The sequence below is a fragment of the Membranihabitans marinus genome (assembly GCF_021729155.1).
GTDB lineage: Bacteria > Bacteroidota > Bacteroidia > Chitinophagales > Saprospiraceae > Membranihabitans > Membranihabitans marinus.
The window spans coordinates 1-21,973 of sequence record NZ_JAJQYA010000002.1 but is presented as its reverse complement, the minus strand read 5'-3'; the positions used below and the strand labels follow the sequence as shown (position 1 = coordinate 21,973).

Sequence of the window (21,973 nt, the reverse complement as noted above, 5' to 3'; positions counted from 1 at the left end):
TGTGACTGACCATGACCAAATGCAGTTGTCCATGACTGAGTATGACTGAATGGAGTGCTGTAAAGCACCGATGTTCCTAAATGGATCATCGATGAAGGAACCGAGACCACAGGCTCGGATGGCAAGCCAGCGAACCTCCCCTAACCAGTCGGATTTGTCACACTTTTTGCGGATTTGAGAATTACGATTACGTAACTTGAAAATATGTTGTATTAAAACATCTAGGTTAAAGCAAAAAGTCCGCCAAATCTATATTCTGCCACAATGCTATCCGTGTATTTTCAACACTCGGCTATGACATGTGATCCCTTTAGGATGATAGATAATGCCAACACGACCTCTGTGTCGTGGGTGGGTGAACTTATCAATCTTCAATGCATTTGGCAATATATTCTCACAACACTACCTCGGATCGACAAATGGGATAATTTCTTCACTGGGAAGATTCGTTCTAGACATATACCTAATCTCGTATCGTTCACCGTCTATTTCAGAAAAAAGTCCTCGCTTAGTCTTTTTAAGAATAAGTTGCTCTTGAGTCAGCCCCAGTAATTGGTAATAGATCGGCTGCCCCCCTGAGGTAGAACGAAGGACGATGGTGTCCAATCCCTGCCAAGAATAGTGATAGCTTTGAAATGTTTGGTATTTTACTTCCTTCATCAATCCATCTTCACTGTAAATATTTTTAGCCCAATCCCCTCCAGACTTGCGTTCTGTATAAGAGAATCCATTGTAATAACTATAGGTGGAATCAACCTTCCACGCACCGAGTAAAAAAGGTTTATAGGGCTTTTGCTCACAGCCCCATAAACCAATTAATATAATATAAAGAACAAAGGATTTTTTCATTCCGCCATCCTATTAACGATATTAATAACCCTCATTTTGCATCAAGATTCCGTTGGACAAATCAATTTCATTTTGAGGAATGGCAAAATAATAGTGCTTAGGACGTTGAAAATTTCGAGCGGGTTTATATTGCCCTCTATCGATATTGTAGTGTTCGACGATATCCACCTCGTTGGTTTTGTCCCAACGTACTAAGTCGGCATGTCGTTGATTTTCACCGGCCAACTCTACTCTCCTTTCATGAATTACATCGGCCATAGTTGCATTAGACTTTGGTGTTAATCCAGCACGAGTTCTAACGGCATTTAGCTCTACATCTCCACTTTGCCCTGATCTAATTTTGGCTTCAGCCACCAATAAATAAACATCAGCAGAACGGAGAATAGGAATATTTTGATCGCTATCCAATCCGCCGGCTTCATTCCACGAGGCAAATTTTCTAAAGTGATAATTAGTTTGAGATAGTCCTTCTACATATTCTGTCAAGCCTTTATTACCTCCCAAATCGACCATGTCTCCTACTTTAAACACTGTGGCATCTAATCTAGGGTCATTATCCTCATATTCATCGATCAAATCCTGAACGGGTTCGTGAAAATCCCAACCACCCCAAGGTCTAGGCGTAGTATAGACTCTATATGGTGCAGATGTCCAACCATCTAAACACTGTACGGCAAACAGAACTTCGGGATTATTCTCTGTCTCAATCGTAAAATTATCGGCAAAGTTATCTGCCAATCCATAGGGGCCATTGATAACTTTGTTTCCAGCGGCGATGGCCTGATCTAGCTTGTTCCAGTAAACATATAATTTTGCCAAAAAACCGTTGGCTGTTCCACCAGATGGGCGACCGATATTATCTTCGGAATGGCTTACAGGCAACAATTCTGATGCTTTTTTCCAATCTGCTTCTATGAATGCTCTAAATTCCTCCACACTAGGTTTCGCAACGTTAAACTCATTGTTTCGATACCGTTCTACATCTATAATGGGAAGAGATCCATAAATGACATGTTGGCGCCACATAGCAAAGCCTCTCATAAAGTGTGCTTCGCCCAAGACTCTGTTTTTAATACCTGCATCCATATCTATATCTGGAACATTGATCAAAATAGCATTGGCGCGATTGATAATTTCATATTTCCTCGTATAACTCTCTCTCAATTGTGCATTGTTGGCATCAAAGGTAAAGTCTTCAATTGCTTGATCCTCACCGTGATCACCTGCTCGCCAAAAATCATCGGAACATATCTCAAAGGTTTGCTCAGTATGTCCATAAAAACTTTCGTCATCGAGTGGCTCATACAAGGCATTAGATGCCGATACTGCATCGTCGGCATTGCGCCAAAACTGGTCAGAAGTCGACTGGCCGTAAGGCTCTGTATTTAGAAAATCCTGTGAGCAAGAGCATAATCCAGTCAAGGATATAAAGAATAAAATATAATGTCTCATTATAGTTTAATTTGTGTGTTTGTTTTTAAAATTTAATGCTAGTTCCGAAGATAAATGTCCTTGCCTGCGGATATTGTGCGTAATCTACATTGGCTTGGAGATTGCCATCGACGTAGCCCAACTCTGGGTCCATACCGGAATATCCTGTCAAAGTAATGACGTTTTGGCCCGAAATATAAAATCTCCAACTCGCCATACCGATTTTGCTGGTGATGGCATTGGGCAAACTATAACCTAGGGTTAGATTCTTTAAGCGTAGAAAGTCTCCCTTCTCTATAAAGAGATCTGAAGTTCGGTGATTGACATTATTGCGTTTGGTCGTCATCCTAGGTATAGAATTTGAGGTATTTTCACCCGTCCATCTATTCAAGGTTTCTGCATACATATTAAATGAATAGGTCGGGTCAAGGCCCTGCATTCTATCAGCATTGAAGATTTCCACTCCGGCAACACCGAGAATGTAAACATTAAGGTCAAAACCCTTGTAATCCAATGAAGTATTTAAGCCAAATGTCACATCTGGAAATGGATCTCCGAGTATGGTTCTATCTTCTGCATCGATCTGTCCATCGCCATTTAAATCTAAAAATCGCACATCTCCTGGCTGGATTAACTCTTGGTCTCTGCGTTCGTCATTGGCCAGTGCAGGATCGGTATCAATCTCAGTTTGATTCTGGTATAATCCATCGGCCTTCCAACCGTAAAATGTACCGATTGGAGTTCCGACATAGGTTCTCGCAATCTCTTGATTCGGTCGACCGTAAAATTGAGACCCCAAAAATTCCCGTCCTCCCAAATCTAGGACTTCATTCTTGATTAGAGAAGCGTTACCCGATAAGGTTAATCCAAGTTCCCCGATCTCATCTCGATAAGTCAATTCTATTTCTATTCCTGAATTTTTTAGTGAACCAATGTTTTGATCTGGAATACTCGCTCGCCCAATCGACCCAATCGTCGGTGGCGCAATCAACATATCTTCCGTCTTTTTATCAAAATAATTAACCGTAGCCAACCAGCGATTGTCAAACAAGCCAATCTCAACACCAAAATCGAGCATTTCAGTAGTTTCCCATCCAATGTTTTCATTGGGGATTCTAGATAGGGAAGATCCTGTGGCTTGATTATTTCCAAATGCATTTTTCAGCGTACTGCTGATCAAGGCCAAATATTGGAAAGCAGATACCGATTGATTACCTAAACGTCCCCATCCTCCATTGAGTTTTAAAAAGCTAACAACCTTGCTATCGCCAAACCAGGATTCTCGGTTCACCCTCCATCCGGCAGAAATAGCAGGAAAATTACCCCATCGATTCGCTTCAGCAAAACGCGATGTACCATCTCGTCGCAATGTAGCCGACAATAAATATTTACCTTTATAACTATAGTTGACACGACCAAAAACCGATGCTAGGTTAATCTCAGACTGCGATCCAGAGATAGATTGAAAGGTCCGACCAGCATCCAGCACCCGTTGGGTCAATGATTCATTGGGATAATCTTGCTTCCATGCAGAAAAGTTATCATACTGAAAAGTTTGTGCAGTATACCCCCCTACCATATCGATACTGTGGTCTTTTGCAATCACCTTATTGTAATTGAGATAATACTCTGCCAACAAGGAATAGTTACTAGAATATCCTCTTCCCAAATCGGCCAATGCATTTTGGCGAATTTGATCCGTGATTTGAACCGAAAAATTATAAGAGTCCGATAGATTGCCGTCTAAGGCATAATTGGATTTAAATTTTAATCCATCAACGATTTTCATTTCCAAAAACACATTGGTTAACAACCTATTCCTAGTGTTTTCACTATCCTGGTGATCAACGGTGTATATAGGATTATTGATATCTCCAAACTCACCACTGACTTGTGAAGAGCTATAACTGCCATCGGCATTGATAATTGGCAAACCAGGGTGAAATCGAATTGCAGACCACAACAATCCTGTTTGTGCAGAACTGGTATTCACACCAAAGCCTCTCTGTCTGGTTATCTGAAGGTTTTCACCAATGGTTAGCCAGTTACCTATCTTGTGATCTGAATTGATACGAAAGTAGAATTTTTGAGAAAGTGAATGATTAATTACCCCTTCTTCGTTGTAGTATCCACCGGAGATGGCAAAGGCTGAGTTCTCACTCCCTCCTCTTAAAGTAAAGTCAAGGTTTTGAGTCAGGCCTGTTCCCAATAATTCATCTTGCCAATTGGTCTTTTGAGTCAGATAGTTAGGGTCTTCCCAAATGGGATTAATGGCTAATCCGTCATTGACATATCGCTCTCTTTTCAACTCTGCCAATTGAGGTGCTGTCAAAACGTCGATGGTATTGACCACATTGGAAGTTCCGGTATAGCCATTAACCGTAAAAGATAAATTTTCATTGAACTTTCCCCTTTTCGTGGTAATGATTACTACTCCATTGGCTGCACGCAAACCGTATATAGCCGCTGTGGAGGCGTCTTTTAGTACTTCAATGGATTCGATATCGTTGGGATTGACATCGTTCATCGAACCAGCGGGAACTCCATCGATGACAACTAGTGGATTGGCGTTATTGACTGTTCCCGTTCCCCGGATTCGAATACTTCCACCCGAACCAGGCGCTCCACCATTTCGTACGACTTGTACACCGGCAGCTCGACCTTGAAGCGCTTGCGAAGCACCAGCTACTGGCAAATTCCCCATATCCTCTCCTTTTACCGAAGAAATAGACCCTGTCACTTCACTTCGCTCCTGGGTTCCATAACCAACGACGACAACTTGGTCTAAGGTTTGTTTGTTTTCCGCCAATACAATGTCGAATGACGACTGCCCATTTACAGCTACTTCCTGGCCTTCATAACCGATATAACTAATCAATAGCCTACCAGTCTCAGACACATTGTTCAATTGAAAACGACCATCAAAATCCGATGAAGTACCATTACTCGTTCCCTTTTCTACGATATTAACCCCAATTAAAGGCTGATTATTGACATCCATTATACTCCCCGAAATCGTCAATGGATTTTGTCCCTGTAACTGCAGAACAAAGATGAGTAAAATAGAAAGTTGTAAAATTTTTAGTTTCATAATTGAAGGTTTTTTTAATAAAAATTATATTTCAGATAAGTAACTTATACTTCGACTAAACCTGAGTTAGAATGGCATCAAATCCGCTTAGGAATCTAATTTCTCTACCAAATATTAAAAATATTAACCTCTATCAATAAAAACAATTACACATAATCAGACATTCATAAATAAATCACAATTAATCAACATAGAAAATACACATATTTAATATTAAATTCATGTATTCTATTTTTATACAAATAATTGTATGTTTTTCTAATACTCTTCTCTATTATCACCGGTCCACCGAATTAGACATTCTCTTAATATCATTAATGCTAAAAACAGTAGACATAATCACAGAGAACAGACAATAAACCTACCAGAGTACATCATCTAAAAAAGTTTTGCAGCCCAATCACTTAATCATATTTAGAGGGATTAGTTTTTTAATTTTCAAGTTTAAACCACTTCACAGTGAAGGGTGATCCAGCATTTATTCACTGAATATTTAGCTTGCCTACATGATTATTGAATATGTTGCAGGGTTTTCATCATTTAAACAGAGTGGAGGTTATAGTCTTTTTTGAAAAAACCACTATTCATTATAAACGCTTATTACTCGATAGAGACATTGGGGAGAAGCAAAATAGATTGATCTATAAAATTTTAAATCCCAAATTGACAATCCAACTATTCGCTGTGCAGTGAACAAGGAGTAAAACGGAAAATATTCCACACAATAACGGCTCTGAGGACTCAAAAAAACAATGACATTTTGAATTATATATTCAATTAAATTCCTTAATTTTTAATCCGTTTTTAATCACGACCTTCTTTTTTTCAAAAAAATTATAGACCTATATCACAAAGATATTCATCATGGAAACTATATTCTTAACCTCTAGTATCAAACAATTTAAGTATTATAGACATTTGGGACGGGCGACCATAGATCAATTATCCGATGAAGATTTATTTAAAGAACTCACAGTCGACAGCAATTCTATCGCCATTATCGTCAACCACCTTCACGGAAACATGGTGTCGAGGTGGACTGACTTTTTAACCACAGATGGTGAAAAAGAATATCGGAATCGCGATGCAGAATTTGAAAACATGTTACAAAATCGTCAGGCTGTCCTCCAAGCTTGGGATAAAGGTTGGGACCTCCTTATAGAAACCTTGGAATCCTTACAACCACGAGATCTTCACCGCACTATATATATTAGAAACCAAGGACATAGTGTTGTAGAAGCCATACAACGTCAGTTGTGCCATTACAGCTACCACGTTGGCCAGATAGTATATATAGGCAAAGTAATAAAGGGCAAAGAATGGGTGAGTTTGTCCATCCCCAAAAATCAATCGAAACAATACAATGAAGAAAAATTTAATCAGAAAAAATCAAATGTTCATTTCACCGATGAGTATATCAACAATCCCGATCCACAGTAAATTCTTTCTGTCAATATCCAAAACACAGGATGATCAATAAAAAATTGTCCCCAAAGACTATTTATCGAACATTGTATGGATAAAAGAAAGGAAAATAGGATAAATTGCTATGTTTTTTTATAATTCCAATTGAATTCTAAGTAATCTTCTGTGGAGTTTTATAATTTTAGCCAAGTAAAATCAAATTCACAATAAAATACGTATAATGAAAAACATCTTCTTTCTAATGGCTGTCTTATTGAGTTTCGCAGCCTGTAACTCATCATCATCGGAATCCAGCGATCAACCGGCAACTGCGGAATCAAAAGTCCACATAGGAGCCATCACGTATAGCTGGAGGAGCATGCCGAGCTCAGCAGCCGATATTATCAAATATTGTAAAGAGACCAATATCCACACCTTGGAACTCATGGGCAATGTGGTGGAATCCTTTGCCGGCATACCTGATGGACCACCGAGAAAAAACCGCAATCAAAAGATGACAGCGGAAGAGGAAAAAGAGTTTAATGCTGTCGTAGAAGCGGCCAAAGAAAAACAAAGAGAATGGAGAACTACGGTTTCCATGGACAAATTTAAAGAATTGAGAGCCATGTTTGACGAAGCTGGAATAGAGATCCATATCGTAAAATTTTCTCCTGCCAATTGGACGGATGGAGAAATCGATTATGCCTTTAAGGTAGCCAAAATAATGGGGGCTTTAGGTGTCAGTAATGAAATAGGTCATGAAGCTGCCAAGAGACTGGGGCCATTTGCCGAAAAGCACGATATGTTTGCTATTTTTCACAATCACACCCAACCAGGCGATCCCGGATTTGATTTTGCCGACTTCCTCGCCTATTCACCCAACAATCGTCTCAACTTTGACGTAGGGCATTATGTTGGCGCTACGGGAAAACACCCCAATGAAATTATCGAAAAATTTCACGACAAGATAGTCAGTCTCCATATCAAGGATAAAACCAACAATGTCACCAATCCCCCCAATACCAATAGACCATGGGGAGAAGGAGACACACCACTTGCCGACATCCTTCAGTTGATAAAAGAAAACAACTGGCCCATCTATTGTGATATAGAATTGGAATACGAAATACCAGAGGGCTCAGATGCGGTCAAAGAAACGGCCAAATGCAATAGCTTTTGCATGGATGTCATCGGAGAATAATTCCGAAATGAAGTAAAAGACTTACCTGAGGCTATCTCTTTCTGAGATAGCCTCTTTTGGTTTTAATACGAATTACATATTAAAATGACGGATAAGATTTTGAATGACCGAACGAAGTTGTCCGAAGGACAACCCAATCCACTAAATGTGGATTGGGTGAGGGAACCGAGAGCTCCGTCTCTCGGGTGGATGACTGAATGAAGCTCGGAGAGCCATTGACCGCAAATCGGTCAATGATGAAGGAACCGAGGGTTCCATCCCTCGGGTGGGTGGCCAAGAGCATCCAATCGACTAAATGTGACTGAATAAAGTGCGAAGCACCAAATGCCGATTTACGGCATTTGACGATGGAACCGAGGCCACTGTGGCGAGGTATGACTGAGCTTATAAATTATAAATGTAATTCGTATAACTCAATAATTATCTTCCCTTCCCTATAGCTAAAAGTGTGGTCGGTTTTTACCAATTATAAATCTCATACTATATTGATTTTCCTCAAACTCCCACTTCTTTTATCAAAATTGCCATCTATGGACTATATTAAAACCATATCCTTTATCATTGGAAAAATATTCAAGGCTGGGGGCAATTTGGTCTGCATTGGAGGATTTACAATTTCGCTGGGATTTAATGTTTTATATTGAAAATAGCGATAACTGTAAAATGCCACAATAAGGATAAAGATTACCGTTAATATAATATTCAATCTCTTTATAAGGGACTCCTTACTTCTAGACACGATGTAAAAAGCAAAGACAAGTCCAACAGCCGTAGCTATAAGTCCATAGAAAAGTACGATAGCTCCTCCTGCCAATCCCTGTCCGTTAACTGCGCCAGACCATTTGGCAGTAAAACCACCTAGGATAAAAGAATAAAACATCGTTAGAAGATAAAATAACCAAGCACTAGGGCGAAATAAATTTTTCATTGTGACTTTCATTATTGATCATCTATACAAAATACTAAATTAAATTGACAATCAAGCTCTAAACACAGGAGTATTCCTTTAATTATCAAGGCAGTAAACAAAAAAATCCAGATTGTAAATAATCATCTATATCGTATTTTTCCAAGGTTAGATCACAGCGTTTTTTGATTGGAACCTTCCATAATCAATCGCCTACCTTCCAAAGAACTTTCCCCCTCCCCTATGAGGCATGATAAATTAAATTTTATTTTCGCTTAAATCAAAAAATAAGGACAAAACAGATCAAAAAATGAAAGAAATGAAGTAGATTTCTGCACTATTGCTTTAATAGAAAGCGTAGGTAAATATCAACGAGTGATTGAAACCTTTGAAACGATAATTAACCGGTATTTAACCAATAAGATTGGTACAACCTCTGGTTTTTTAAATAATAAATTGGCTGTAAAATTGCGAACAGCATTAGTCGATTTACACGATGGTGAATTGTTAAAAAGAGCGGGCATCGGAAGCCAAGCTAAATTAACAACCAACCAAGCCATTCGAGGCGATAAAATATATTGGCTCGATCGCAGTCACCAAAATGACACGGAAAACCTGTTTCTAGATATCATCGATCAATTTGTAAGCCACCTCAACACCACCTGTTTTGCGGGGATTACCGGCTACGAATTTCATTATGCATGGTATGAAGCCAACAGTTTTTACAAGCGTCATTTAGATCAATTTGAAAATGACAGTGGAAGGGCGTATTCGATGATTATCTACCTCAATGAAGACTGGAATGAAGCCGACGGTGGCCAACTCTGCGTATATTTAGACGATAGACGAGAATTAATTCCGCCCATCAGTGGCTCTTGTGTGTTTTTCAAAAGTAGTGAATTGGAACACGAAGTTTTGCTTTGCCACAAACCAAGACTCAGTGTTACGGGCTGGCTCAAAACCCATTGATCAGGCTGTCTAACCTAGATTTATACGATTTACATTTTATGATGACGGAAAAGATTTCGAATGACCGAACGAAGTTGTCCGAAGGACAACCCAATCCACTAAATGTGGATTGGGTGAGGGAACCGAGAGCTCCGTCTCTCGGGTGGGCAGACTTCATCTCGTCATCGAATATAATGGAATCTCGTCATGCCACAGTGGGCATGACTTCACTCGCCAGAGCCCCATTTACGGGCTCTGGTGCAAGCACCTTGCTCGTTCACCTCCGTGTTTTGGGAGGGATTGCCAGCATAGCCGTAGCTACGGCGAGTATTTTAAACGATGTAAAACTTCAAATAAATCGAAAGATTTCCGTTAATTATAAATGTAATTCGTATTACTGCCTCTATAGCGCCTATGAACTACATGACATAGGGCAATGATTCCGTCTGAAGTATTTGGGACTAGGTTTTCTTTTTGCTGTGAGTGACGAGATCGAGATACAATTCTTCAACCTTAGCTCTGGCCCATGGTGTTTTTCTCAAGAATTTTAAACTCGAATTTACGGATGGATTATGAGTAAAACATCTCACTTTAATCCTCTTACCTAGACCTTCCCATCCATATACAGCCAATAGATAATCGAGAATTTCTACTAGTTTGACTCCGTGTAAAGGATTATTGGGTTGAAAGTCGGTTTGCTCCATTTTCACTAATTGTTTTTATATAATCACAACATAACGATAATTTTAAAATTTGGTAGAGATATTCCTATAATAAACATTAAGCTATATTGACCAAATAGACAAAATTTAAGTGAGTAGTAAATAAAAAAAGGGATTCATCCGACAAAATCAGATGAATCCCCTATATTTCTATTGATCATCAACTTGGTCTAACCAAGTGATATATGTTCAGAATAATTAATATGGCTTATTCGTGCCTTGTAATAGCCAAAATTTTGACCAAGCAGAGTTGTTACTCACATCAATACCTTTGTACTCCGTGGGCTCTAATTTGGCAATGGCTGCTTCGGCATTCTCAGTATTTTTAGAGATTTCATCGTTGAAATGATAATAAAATCTCAAAGGAAGAGCCTGTCTTTTGGCCAGTTCTCCAGTCTTCAAATCGGGCAATCCAGTTCGGCGGTAATCAAACCAGGCTTCGGCAGCCGCTGACCAACTGGCGATCCATTTTTGCTCAATAATACTTTCTACACCGTTATAAGGTGCTCGATCCAAATAACCATTAAAACTTCCACTTATGCCCCAAGCAGAAAAAGATCTACTGATAGCTGTTGCATAATATTCACTAGCTTGTCCGCTAATCCAGCCCTTTTCAGCTGCTTCAGCTAAAATAAAGTATACCTCAGAAGAAGACTGCAACCTCATCTGAAGCAGATCTCCCGCAGACTCTTTATAGATGTCGTTCAGTTGAGAAGCATGAGGATTGTAAACCCCTTGATCTAGATTGGGATTGAGATTGTAGAAAGACGCAGCTTCTGTAGAAGGACGCAATCCCACATATAGAGAATCAAAATCCAAGGGGAAGCCCCAACTTTTTTCATACCCATCAACTGTATCTTGGGATATAAGTCGATAGCCGTCTTCTATTTGATCCACCTTAGTACCACTCACCACTTTTAATGGAATTTCTATGGGATTGGCCCACACTGTCAATCGAGGATCTTCATACTCTTGAAGCTTATCCACCAAGGTAGAACACATTTTCAATCGCATATAACTACCACTTGGATCGTTATTAAATGCTGTGGTGGTAGGCCAAGAATCAGAAGATGAATTTCCTACATATCCGATATTAGCATCATCGGCAACGTTGACCATTATTGGATAAGTAGAAGGATCGCTCACTATTTTATTGATGCCCTGCTGTGCTACTTGAGGCAACTTTTCAGAGATTCGCAAATAATATCGCAATGCCAACGAATTGGCAAATTTCTGCCACTTGCGCACATCGCCGTCAAATAACACATCCTGAACTGGATCAATATTGTCATAACTAGACTGGCTACCTGACAACAATGTATTAGCCGTTTCCAATGTAGCTAAAATATCAAGATATATATCTTCTTGACTATCAAATACAGGCTTGAAATTTTCTGACCCTTCCTCTGCTTTTAAAGAAGCAAAATAAGGTGCATCACCCCATAGATCGGCTATTAAACCAAATACATAGGATCTCATAATCAGAGCCACTCCTTCGTGAAAAGTATAGTCCCCTTCGACTGCTTTTCTGTGCAATTCGTCATTGGTTCTCAAAATACCATAATACCCTGACCAGCTTTTATTGTCATTATCCCAATCGTAATCGTTATGGCCACTGGACCAACCATCCTTCTGTGTGTGTTGCATTACTCCTGCAATATCGCCAAAGCCCAAGCCTACTACATTTTTCCCAACACTGGTTAGTACCGTAGGCATTAAGAGGTTAAGATCTGCAACTTGGGGATCTATACCATTTGGATTTATATTTAACTCGTCCAAATCCTCACATGACATCAATGAAATCAATGCAATAGAAAAAATTAGAGACCAGTTTTTTATGAATTTATTCATGATTCTAGTTGTTTATTATTGTTAAAATGTGAGACCTAATTTAAAACCGATTGGAATAACCCATGGTTCGACGTTGTATCTTTCGACACCTTGCTTAAACGTACCATTGCTTTCTGCTTGATAGGCGCGTTCTGGGTCAACACCTAAAGCGGCATCTTTAGTCCACAACATTATATTTCTACTATAAATAGAAAAATTAGCTCCTTGAATACCTATTTTTTGCGTAAATGATTGAGGCAGAGTATAATTTAGCGAAATTTCTCTCAATTTCACATAATCGGCATCAAATAAATTGGCTTGACCAATATCCCATGGATAACTCACTACGTAAGGTAAAAATATGGTTCCTTCATTTCCAAGGTTCTCACTATGCAAAATAAACTTGCCATTTTCATCGTATTCTCCGGTAACACCTGGTGCAAAAGTTCCATCATAAACCGTTACTCCACTAAAGCTCTCTGGGAAACCACCATACTCAGGTGTTGGACCACCAATTGGGTGGACATCTTCTGTAAAAATAAATTTATCGGCATTTGCGACAACCCAATCTCTGAGCTCTTGGCTGGGTTTACCCCCCAACTCTCCTGGATGAATCAATTCGTCTAACCAGGTCTGGGTATGAACAGATTCTGATAAGTATCTAGATGTTTGAGAAACATATTGTCCCCCAGACCTCCAATCAAAGGTCATGTTCAAAGTAAAGTTTTTATAAGTCAGGGAAGATTGCAAACCGAGAATAAAATCGGGATTGTAATTACCGACTTTTGAATACTCCTCTTCACCTTGCCACTCCGCATCGGTTCCGCTACCCAAAATTGGATATCCGTAATATGGAGAAGTTTCATCGGTTACTCTCAACACCTTGCGTGAGTATAAATTACCCACCATTCCGTCATGTCCATTGGCCTCGTCTTTTGAGAAACCAATACTTTCTACACGAGCCTCACTCCAAAACTCAATAAAATCAATGTCATCTGCCAATTCTACTATTACCGTTTCATTTTTGGTATAATTAAAGTTGAGATCCCATGACCAATTCTTTGTCTGAATCGGTGTAATGCCCAACATAAATTCATATCCTTTACTTTGCAATAAACCGGCATTAATTTGAACCCCACTAAAACCAGTTGAAGAAGCCAATGGAACATTCAATATCTGATTTTCATTATCTACCACATAATATGTTCCATCTAAGCGCAAGCGATCGGAAAACATAATGATGTCGGTTCCCACTTCAAACGATGTAGATTTTTCGGGAAGCAATTCTGCATTCAACAAATTGCTCTGCTTACCCAACTGAATGGCATCTCCCCACTGACCAGCGTTGGAATAGGTGGCAAACAATCGATATGGGCCTGTGTCATTACCCACTTGAGCAATTCCTCCTCTCAACTTAACCATGTCTACTTGATTGCCAAAATTAAAGATTTGGTCAGCCAAAATACTCAATGAAGCTGAGGGATAAAAATACGATCGATTAGAAGCTGGCAAGGTAGAAGACCAGTCATTCCGCGCAGTCACATCTAAATATACCATATTGTTCCAACCAAAATTACCCAAGGCATATACACTATTGATCGCTCTACGACTTCTTGAGTTGGAGTAACTCAAAGAACCTGCGCTAATATTCTGGACGGTAAACACATTGGGAACAATGATACCTGAACCCGACTTAGACGAAGTACTTTCACTCGCTCCTTCAGAATACAATAAATTCCCCCCTACTGAAGTAGATAAAGTAAACTTATCCCAATCTTTGTGGAAGGTCATTAATGCATCGATATTTCTTTCCATTCCCGTACTCGAGGCTATACCATAGGCGCCATTATTCGGCTCTTTAGTATATCCTGGAGACAATTTACTTTCTTCTATTTGATCGTTTTTATTGATGGACACTCTTCCCATCAAATCGAGGAAAGATGTGATTTCCCAATTGGCCGACACATTACCATAGATTCTATAGCGATTAAAACTGTTGTTGACCCCATAAGCTAGGTAATATGGATTTTCATAATTGTCGCCCACAGATAACACCGAATTTCCTCGCTGATAGTCTTCCAATTTTCGAATATCAATATTTGTGGGAACACTATAAGCCCATTGTAGCGGATTGGTTCCTCTATTGGAAGAGGGTCTATTATCCGCCCATGTATTTCCAAAATTGATATTGGTAGCTATGGTCAATTTATCTTTCAAAGTTGAAGACGCGGAAAGAGTTAAGGTATTTTTATTGAGGTCAGAGTTGGGCACCAATCCCGTATGGGTCATATTGGTAAATCCAAGTCGATAATTCAAATTATTATTGCTATTGGATATGCTGGCACTATTGGTCGTCGTCAATGCATAATCATTGAGAAAATTCCTAATGTTGTTTTTATAGGAAACCACTTCTGTAGGAATTGGAACTCCATTGGCATCCAATGGTGCATCCCACTGTACAGCCCAGAATCCTTGATCATTCTGAGGGCCGGCTCCTGTACCTTCAGTTGGAGAGATATTAGGCAATACACCTCCTCCAACGTTTTCTGGTCTAAATGAGAAAAAACCAGTTGAAAAATCCGTTTGCGTATTTACATATCTACTCGGAACATCAAATACGGTATTCGATGATATCGATACTCTCATAGGTTGACCTTCCTTGGCTGTCTTAGTAGTAATGAGAACAACTCCGTTACCGGCTCGAGTACCGTAGAGGGCTGCTGCACTAGGCCCCTTAAGCACTGATATACTTTCTATATTTTCGGGATCCAAATCCGCAATAGCATTCCCGTAATCCACGCGGTTGTCGTTTCCAAATCCACCGACGTTGTTGACAGAACTAGACAAAGGCACTCCATCGATGACAAAAAGAGGTTGATTGTCTGTGCTGAGAGAACTCGCTCCTCTAATGACCATATTTACTGAAGATCCAGTACCCCCGGTAGAACTAATAGATACACCAGATACTTTTCCGGCCAATGCATTGAGGACATTCTCCTGGGCTACTCTGGTCACATCGGCTCCATCCACTTCCCCAACAGAGTATCCCAAAGACTTTTCCTCTCTTTTGATACCCAAAGCCGTAACCACAATCTCATCTAGAGCAGAGGCACTTTCTTCCAAAATTACATTTATCACCGTTCGGCCATTTACAGGAACCTCTTGAGTCGTAAAACCGATATATGAAAAAACCAATACATCATCGGGCTCAACGCTCAATTTGTACTCCCCATCAAAGTCGGAAGTAGTTCCATTCTGACTTCCTTTCACTAATATGGTCACCCCTGGTAGTGTTAATCCATCGGCACTAGAAGTTACTACCCCGGTTACTTCAATGGCATCTATTCCGGCTTTATCAACAGGCTCAACATTATTCGTATGGCCTATCGATATATTCAACAGCAACATCATCCACAAGGACAGCGCTATCTTTATAAAACCAGATTTATTCTTTATTGTATACATTTTATTCATGTCTTATTTTTTATTTTACAACTTCAAAACTTAGTAATACAGCATTGGTATTAATGCTTGGATAGTCAGGAGATGCGGCCATAAACATAGCTAGTTGCATCTTTTCATTAGATATTTGTTTCACAATTACCTTTCTTTCAAAATCTCTAAATCCAATAAATTCTGTCCCTGAAAAATCTAGCGTAGACACATCTTTATACGTCAATTGACCTCCAGGTCCGTAGACAGATGAAACGGTATAATCTTCTTGGGGATTAAACGTAAATGTAGCGTTGGCCTCAGGTGTATACTTAGCAATGCATAATCCAAAATCTTGACCATTTGCATTGACAATATCAGCACCACCATTGGTCAAAAGTTGATATACAATTCCCCCAAAACTGGCATTGTCTTCTTTGACGTCGTGCTCATAACTACCATCAAAATGGAAGGTAAATTCATCTTTGTAAATTGCCCCCATACCAAATTCTAAATCAAAAATTCCAGTAGGCAAAGGTACTGGGGTGCCATCTACTGGAGAGAATCCAGCATCGGCATTTGCAAAATAATCGCCAGAATTACTGTGATTGGCCGTCAACTTCCAGGTTTTACCCTGATATCCTTCGGCAGTATAATCACCGGTCAACATAGCATACGGTGTCAATTCTAGAGCAAGGGTAACTTCTTTAGTCACCGAATTACCACCAGCATCCTTGGCTGTCAATGTTGCCAAGTAATAGCCTCCATCACTATATACATGCACAGGATTTTTTTCGGTACTTGAGGAACCATCTCCAAAATCCCACTCCCAAGAGACAGCACTATGCGTCAATGCTGTAAAAGCCACTTGCTTCCCATCGACACTGTGAAAAATTTCAGCAGACAACGGAAATGTCTTCCGCTCCTCCTCTTTGGTACACGATATCGCCGAAAGCAATAACAGACCAGGTAATAAAAATGTAAAAATTAGCTTCATAAATAAAAACATTAAATTTTTGCAAATACTTCCACGTCAATCGCTAAATTTTTCACTAAATAACAAACATTTATTCACACTCACTTAACATTAAAGTAACCTTAAATACAAGTGCATGCAGAATAATCGGTGTTAATACAGTAATAAAACACAGCGACTCCAAGGTAAAAATAGTAATTATTTTCACCAAAAGTCAATAAAAACAATGTAAATTATATGTTAAACAAAACCCAGTCAACACAACACATACTATTATACACAAGGGATTATATAAAAGATGGTAAGGACGAATAGAATTTTTATAAGATTTTATACGCCGAACATTTCTAACTTTTAGTCAAGTTAATTTAACTTTAAATTTAATCTTTAAACCCCTTACCTTATAGATTAAATAAAAACATATATATTGACTAGCATTTTAACACAGATTAATACAAACCAACTTTAATATCTTGAACAACATCATCTAAAAAGCCAATAACATGATATATTGGATAGATTTTGTACTAAAGTGGTAGTTTTATTCCATTTTGCAGGAAAAATTCACAATAGTCGCAAATTCAGGATTGATTCAATTTTCACACCTAGAGAAGTTTTATTATCCGGAGAAAAAAAACCACAATAATTATCCTAAATCGAAGTTATAATCTGATTTTGTGATCCGAAATTAACCGTCAAAACCATTCAAAATGAATATCAAGTATAAATTAGACCAATATCCTGTAGCCCAAAAAATCAACTACCTACCCCCACCTCCTTATAAAGAAGGATTAGATTATTATCATTGGATGAGATTGCACGACGATCAAAAAAATGCAGAAATCAGTGATGATCATACCAAACAAGTACTTGAATATCTTGAATCAGAAAATGAATACACCCAAAAAGTGCTGAACCACACCAAAGAATTCCAAGACCACCTTTACAATGAAATGGTGGGCAGGATAAAACAAACCGATATGAACGTACCTTATTACAGCAATGGCTATTTTTACATTACAAGGTACGAAGAGGGCAAAGAGTACCCCATCTACAGCAGGAAGAAAAACAACCTGTCGAATCCGGAAGAAATCATGCTCAACGTCAATGAATTGGCCAAAGACCACGCCTATTTTGTGGTTAAAGGTCAATCCGTATCACCGAACAACCGATACCTGGCCTATGGGGAAGACAATTTGAGTCGTCGTATTTATACCCTGCGATTTAAAGATTTGGAAACCGGGGAATATTTAGTCGACACCATCCCCAACACATCGGGAGATGTAGTATGGGCCAATGACAACAAGACTGTTTTCTATTCCGTAATGGACGAAACCCTGAGACCATATAAAATATTTAAGCACATTATAGGTCAATCTTCCGACAACGACGAGGAGGTATTTCACGAAGACGACGAAACATTCTTAACCTTTGTCTACAAAACCAAATCTCAGCAATACATTGTCATCGGTTCCTATGCCACCTTATCGCAAGAATATAGATACCTCAATGCCAATAAGCCAGAAGGTGATTTTGTGGTTTTTCAACCGAGGATTCGAAATCTTGAATATTCAATCTATCACTTCCACGACAAATGGTATGTGAGAAACAATCAAAACGCCAAAAACTTCAAGCTTTCTATAGCGTCTGAGACCAATACCAGGATAGAACACTGGCAAGATTTGATTCCTCACAGGTCGGAGGTTCTTCTGGAAGATGTTGACGTTTTCAACCGACACCTCGTCCTCTCAGAACGCATAGATGGCTTATCTAAATTAAGAATAATTACATACGACGGTGATGAACACTACATCCCCTTTGACGAAGAGGCATATATGGCCTATACCGGCATCAATCGAGATATGGATACCGATGTATTGAGGATTGGCTACACCTCACTTACTACGCCCAATACCGTCTATGATTACAATATGAAGGAGAGAACCATGACGCTAATGAAACAGGAAGAAGTCGTCGGTTCTTTTTCCAGCGAGGATTACCACTCTAGTCGATTGATGGTAAAGGTGAGAGATGGAGTAACTGTCCCCGTTTCCTTGGTACACCACATCGATACGCCAATAGATGGCAGCGCTCCCTGTCTGTTGTATGGTTATGGATCTTACGGTCACTCTATGGATGCTTATTTTAGCTCTGTTCGACTAAGTTTATTAGACCGTGGATTCATTTTCGCCATTGCCCACATTAGAGGAGGAGAAGAAATGGGAAGACACTGGTATGAAGATGGCAAATTGCTCAAAAAGAAGAACACCTTTTACGACTTTATCGACTGTGGTCAATATTTAATTGATGAAAAATATTGCGCTCCAGACCAATTATTTGCTTTTGGAGGTAGTGCTGGAGGATTGCTCATGGGTGTGGTCATCAATGAAGCTCCACAATTGTGGAAGGGTGTGGTAGCTGCCGTTCCCTTCGTCGACGTCCTCAATACCATGCTGGATGAATCCATCCCCCTCACTACTGGAGAGTTTGACGAATGGGGCAATCCCAAAGATGAGATTTACTACGATTATATTAAAACCTATTCTCCCTATGAAAATGTCAAAGCACAAGACTACCCTGCCCTATTGGTCACCACTGGGTATCACGACTCTCAAGTTCAGTACTGGGAACCGGCCAAATGGGTGGCCAAATTGAGGGAATACAAAACTGATAACCAACCACTGCTATTACATACCAACCTTGAAGCCGGTCATGGGGGCGCGAGTGGACGATTTAGAAAATTTAAAGAAACTGCACTGGAATACGCTTTTCTATTGGACTTAGCCGACAAAATAGACCAAAGCTTTAAGCAGAAATAAGAGCTCAAAACCCTAATTTTTATGCCATCTATAATGAATTAATATAGTTTAATACTGTATTAATTCATTATAGATGGCATTTTACATTAGCATTCAGATATATTGACAGATATATTGGCTAGGCCACCTTCCGATGTTTCCTTATACTTGGTATTCATATCCAATGCCGTTTCCCACATGGTCTTTATGACATTATCCAAACTCACTAAGGCGGTTGGAATATCTAGTCCCATGGCTATATTGGAAGCAGTAATGGCTTTAATCGCCCCCATACAATTGCGCTCGATACAGGGAATCTGAACCAATCCTCCTATGGGATCACAAGTCATACCCAAGTGATGTTCCATTGCTATTTCGGCGGCTTGCAAGACTTGAGCTCTACTCCCTCCAAATGCCTCTGTCAATCCACCAGCAGCCATCGAACTGGACACGCCTATCTCAGCTTGGCAGCCTCCCATCGCAGCAGATATGGTCGCTCCCTTTTTATACAGTGTACCGATTTCTCCCGCAGTAAGAATAAACTTGATTATCTCTTCCTCTCCAAAATGAGGAGTAAAACAATACGCATACATCAACACCGCTGGGATGACCCCAGACGCTCCATTGGTAGGTGCGGTAATAATGCGACCAAAATCGGCATTTTCTTCATTGACAGCCAATGCAAAGGTGCTCACCCACTTATTCACAGTATTGAAGTCGTGAGATCCCAATCGGATGGCTTTAATTAAATCTTCCACGGTGAGAAATGTCTGGCCTGGCATCAATTTTTTAACCATATCTGCAGCTCGACGATGAACTCCCAATCCTCCAGGTAAAATACCGCGCTTTGAAATACCTCTAAAAATGCATTTCTTAATTTCACTCCATATCGTCAATGCTTCTGATCTAGTCTCCTCCTCATTTCTCCACGCCATTTCATTCATCATCACGAGTTGAGAAATAGATAGATTCAATTCTTCGCAGTAAGACTCTATATCCTGGGCACTGTGACAGGGATATTGAGTGACGATGGGATTTTGGGCCACATGATCGGAGTCATGGGTCACCACAAATCCCCCACCCACAGAAAAATACTCCCGAGTTATAGAAGTGCCATCGGACAATTCAGCCACGAAACGCATTCCATTGGGATGAAAGTCCAAACTTTGATCAAAATCAAATACCATGTGATCTTTATAATTAAAATCAATGGTTTTATGTTTATCTATGGTTATTCGACCACTTTGAATAATGTTATCGGCTTTTTGTCTAATCGCTGTGGTGTCAATGGTCAAGTAATCTTCTTGTGACAAGCCCATTAATACGGCCACATCGGTTCCGTGCCCCCATCCCGTTTTGGCCAACGAACCGAATAAATAAGTGGTAATACTAACCACCTCTGTAATTTTTTCTCTTTTCTTTAAATATTCTAAAAAAAATGAAGCCGCTCTCCACGGTCCCATGGTATGGGAACTAGATGGCCCTATCCCTACTTTAATTATTTCAAATACACTGATTGATTCCATTTTTCTTTGATTTCTTTACAATACATACTTCTTCCCTTAGATTTCATCATTGATCAAATCTCAATCTTTCCCATTATTATAAACCGTGATGGATGTAAAAGTCATTTTACAATCCCAGATGCAAGCCCGCAATTCCAATCTATTCATAAAAAATTCCCCTTTCAAATGGAATATATGCGGTGAATCATTCTTAACGAAGAGCAAATCTACATTTTTTCAACATCATTTGCCATGTAAATTTCATTATATAAATTTCGAATTCAAATATGCAAACTCCTTCCGCATTTAAATTAACTCCCCTTTATATTAAAGTAAATTTAATCTAATAGAAACCATTTCAGAATACGGGCTGTATACATTTGATTACAAGATAGGACATAATCCGATGAAGTGCAGACATAGAATATATTACGACGATGTATACAATGCTGGAATTGTCCATATTAAATCAACAGTACGATCTAGGTCAGAGGAATATTTATCATGATTTATACGAAATGCATTTAACAATCTAGAAAGTAGAGACCTAATTCTCTATGTATCAATCGATGGCATTAGTAGATGCTGACCACCTCACCCACAGCACGGAGGTAAGCGAGGGAAGTGCACGACTGAATATAACTGAATATGACTGAATATGACTGAGTGTCGTTTCCCCAAAGGATAACCGAATGTAGTTGCTCAATGGAGCAACCCGATGGACTAAATGTCCATCGGATGAGGATGACTGAACATGACTGAATGTAGTTACTCGAAGAGTAACCCAATTGTAAGCCATCAGCTAACTACGTATTGATCAGGGTATAAAAAGACTATAAATTTGCTTCAAAAGAAGTAAATGAATAAATACGAAGAATT

General features: G+C 39.4%; 14 protein-coding genes. 5 read left to right on the top strand and 9 right to left on the bottom strand.

What is annotated here, in order from left to right:
- Positions 1 to 402 precede the first annotated feature (402 nt).
- Genes LVD51_RS01415 through LVD51_RS01405 form a run of 3 tightly spaced genes read right to left on the bottom strand, consistent with a single transcriptional unit; the run spans position 403 to position 5,371 of the window.
- Positions 403 to 849, bottom strand: coding sequence for a hypothetical protein (locus LVD51_RS01415; protein ID WP_236969387.1), 447 nt, complete (start codon positions 847 to 849; stop codon positions 403 to 405).
- Positions 850 to 870: 21 nt separating this feature from the next.
- Complete coding sequence (locus LVD51_RS01410) at positions 871 to 2,301, bottom strand: RagB/SusD family nutrient uptake outer membrane protein (RefSeq protein WP_236969386.1); 1,431 nt, start codon at positions 2,299 to 2,301, stop codon at positions 871 to 873.
- Positions 2,302 to 2,326: 25 nt separating this feature from the next.
- The gene (locus tag LVD51_RS01405; protein WP_236969385.1) at positions 2,327 to 5,371 is read right to left on the bottom strand and encodes a SusC/RagA family TonB-linked outer membrane protein; all 3,045 of its coding nucleotides are present in this window, start codon (positions 5,369 to 5,371) and stop codon (positions 2,327 to 2,329) included.
- Positions 5,372 to 6,235: 864 nt separating this feature from the next.
- Between LVD51_RS01405 and LVD51_RS01400 the strand changes: the two genes are divergently transcribed.
- On the top strand, positions 6,236 to 6,811 hold the full coding sequence (locus LVD51_RS01400; RefSeq protein WP_236969384.1) for a DUF1572 family protein: 576 nt from the start codon (positions 6,236 to 6,238) through the stop codon (positions 6,809 to 6,811).
- Between the two features lie 205 nt (positions 6,812 to 7,016).
- Positions 7,017 to 7,976, top strand: coding sequence for a sugar phosphate isomerase/epimerase family protein (locus tag LVD51_RS01395; protein ID WP_236969383.1), 960 nt, complete (start codon positions 7,017 to 7,019; stop codon positions 7,974 to 7,976).
- A 535-nt stretch (positions 7,977 to 8,511) separates the two neighbouring features.
- Here LVD51_RS01395 and LVD51_RS01390 read toward each other — a convergent pair.
- On the bottom strand, positions 8,512 to 8,904 hold the full coding sequence (locus tag LVD51_RS01390; protein WP_236969382.1) for a hypothetical protein: 393 nt from the start codon (positions 8,902 to 8,904) through the stop codon (positions 8,512 to 8,514).
- A 354-nt stretch (positions 8,905 to 9,258) separates the two neighbouring features.
- Between LVD51_RS01390 and LVD51_RS01385 the strand changes: the two genes are divergently transcribed.
- Together LVD51_RS01385 and LVD51_RS01380 are read left to right on the top strand one after the other, a co-directional pair.
- Positions 9,259 to 9,852: a 2OG-Fe(II) oxygenase gene (locus tag LVD51_RS01385; protein WP_236969381.1), complete on the top strand. Its 594-nt coding sequence runs from the start codon at positions 9,259 to 9,261 to the stop codon at positions 9,850 to 9,852.
- 38 nt (positions 9,853 to 9,890) lie between these two features.
- Positions 9,891 to 10,271 carry a hypothetical protein gene (locus LVD51_RS01380; RefSeq protein WP_236969380.1) on the top strand — a complete coding sequence of 127 codons (381 nt, stop codon included), beginning with the start codon at positions 9,891 to 9,893 and terminating at the stop codon, positions 10,269 to 10,271.
- Between the two features lie 21 nt (positions 10,272 to 10,292).
- On the opposite strand, the gene LVD51_RS01375 is transcribed toward LVD51_RS01380, so the two are convergent.
- From LVD51_RS01375 to LVD51_RS01360, 4 genes are all read right to left on the bottom strand, one after another.
- Entirely contained in the window at positions 10,293 to 10,535 is a 243-nt protein-coding gene (locus tag LVD51_RS01375; protein ID WP_236969379.1) for a VF530 family protein, read from the bottom strand.
- A 216-nt stretch (positions 10,536 to 10,751) separates the two neighbouring features.
- Complete coding sequence (locus LVD51_RS01370; protein WP_236969378.1) at positions 10,752 to 12,404, bottom strand: SusD/RagB family nutrient-binding outer membrane lipoprotein; 1,653 nt, start codon at positions 12,402 to 12,404, stop codon at positions 10,752 to 10,754.
- A gap of 21 nt (positions 12,405 to 12,425) precedes the next feature.
- Positions 12,426 to 15,857, bottom strand: a complete 3,432-nt coding sequence (locus LVD51_RS01365) for a SusC/RagA family TonB-linked outer membrane protein (RefSeq protein WP_236969377.1) — start codon at positions 15,855 to 15,857, stop codon at positions 12,426 to 12,428.
- Between the two features lie 10 nt (positions 15,858 to 15,867).
- Positions 15,868 to 16,812, bottom strand: coding sequence for a PKD domain-containing protein (locus tag LVD51_RS01360; protein WP_236969376.1), 945 nt, complete (start codon positions 16,810 to 16,812; stop codon positions 15,868 to 15,870).
- Positions 16,813 to 17,501: 689 nt separating this feature from the next.
- On the opposite strand from LVD51_RS01360, the gene LVD51_RS01355 reads away from it, so the two are divergent.
- On the top strand, positions 17,502 to 19,610 hold the full coding sequence (locus tag LVD51_RS01355; protein ID WP_236969375.1) for a S9 family peptidase: 2,109 nt from the start codon (positions 17,502 to 17,504) through the stop codon (positions 19,608 to 19,610).
- An 86-nt stretch (positions 19,611 to 19,696) separates the two neighbouring features.
- On the opposite strand, the gene LVD51_RS01350 is transcribed toward LVD51_RS01355, so the two are convergent.
- Positions 19,697 to 21,115 (bottom strand): L-serine ammonia-lyase, encoded by a 1,419-nt coding sequence (locus tag LVD51_RS01350; protein WP_236969374.1) that lies wholly within the window; start codon positions 21,113 to 21,115, stop codon positions 19,697 to 19,699.
- Positions 21,116 to 21,973: the final 858 nt, after the last annotated feature.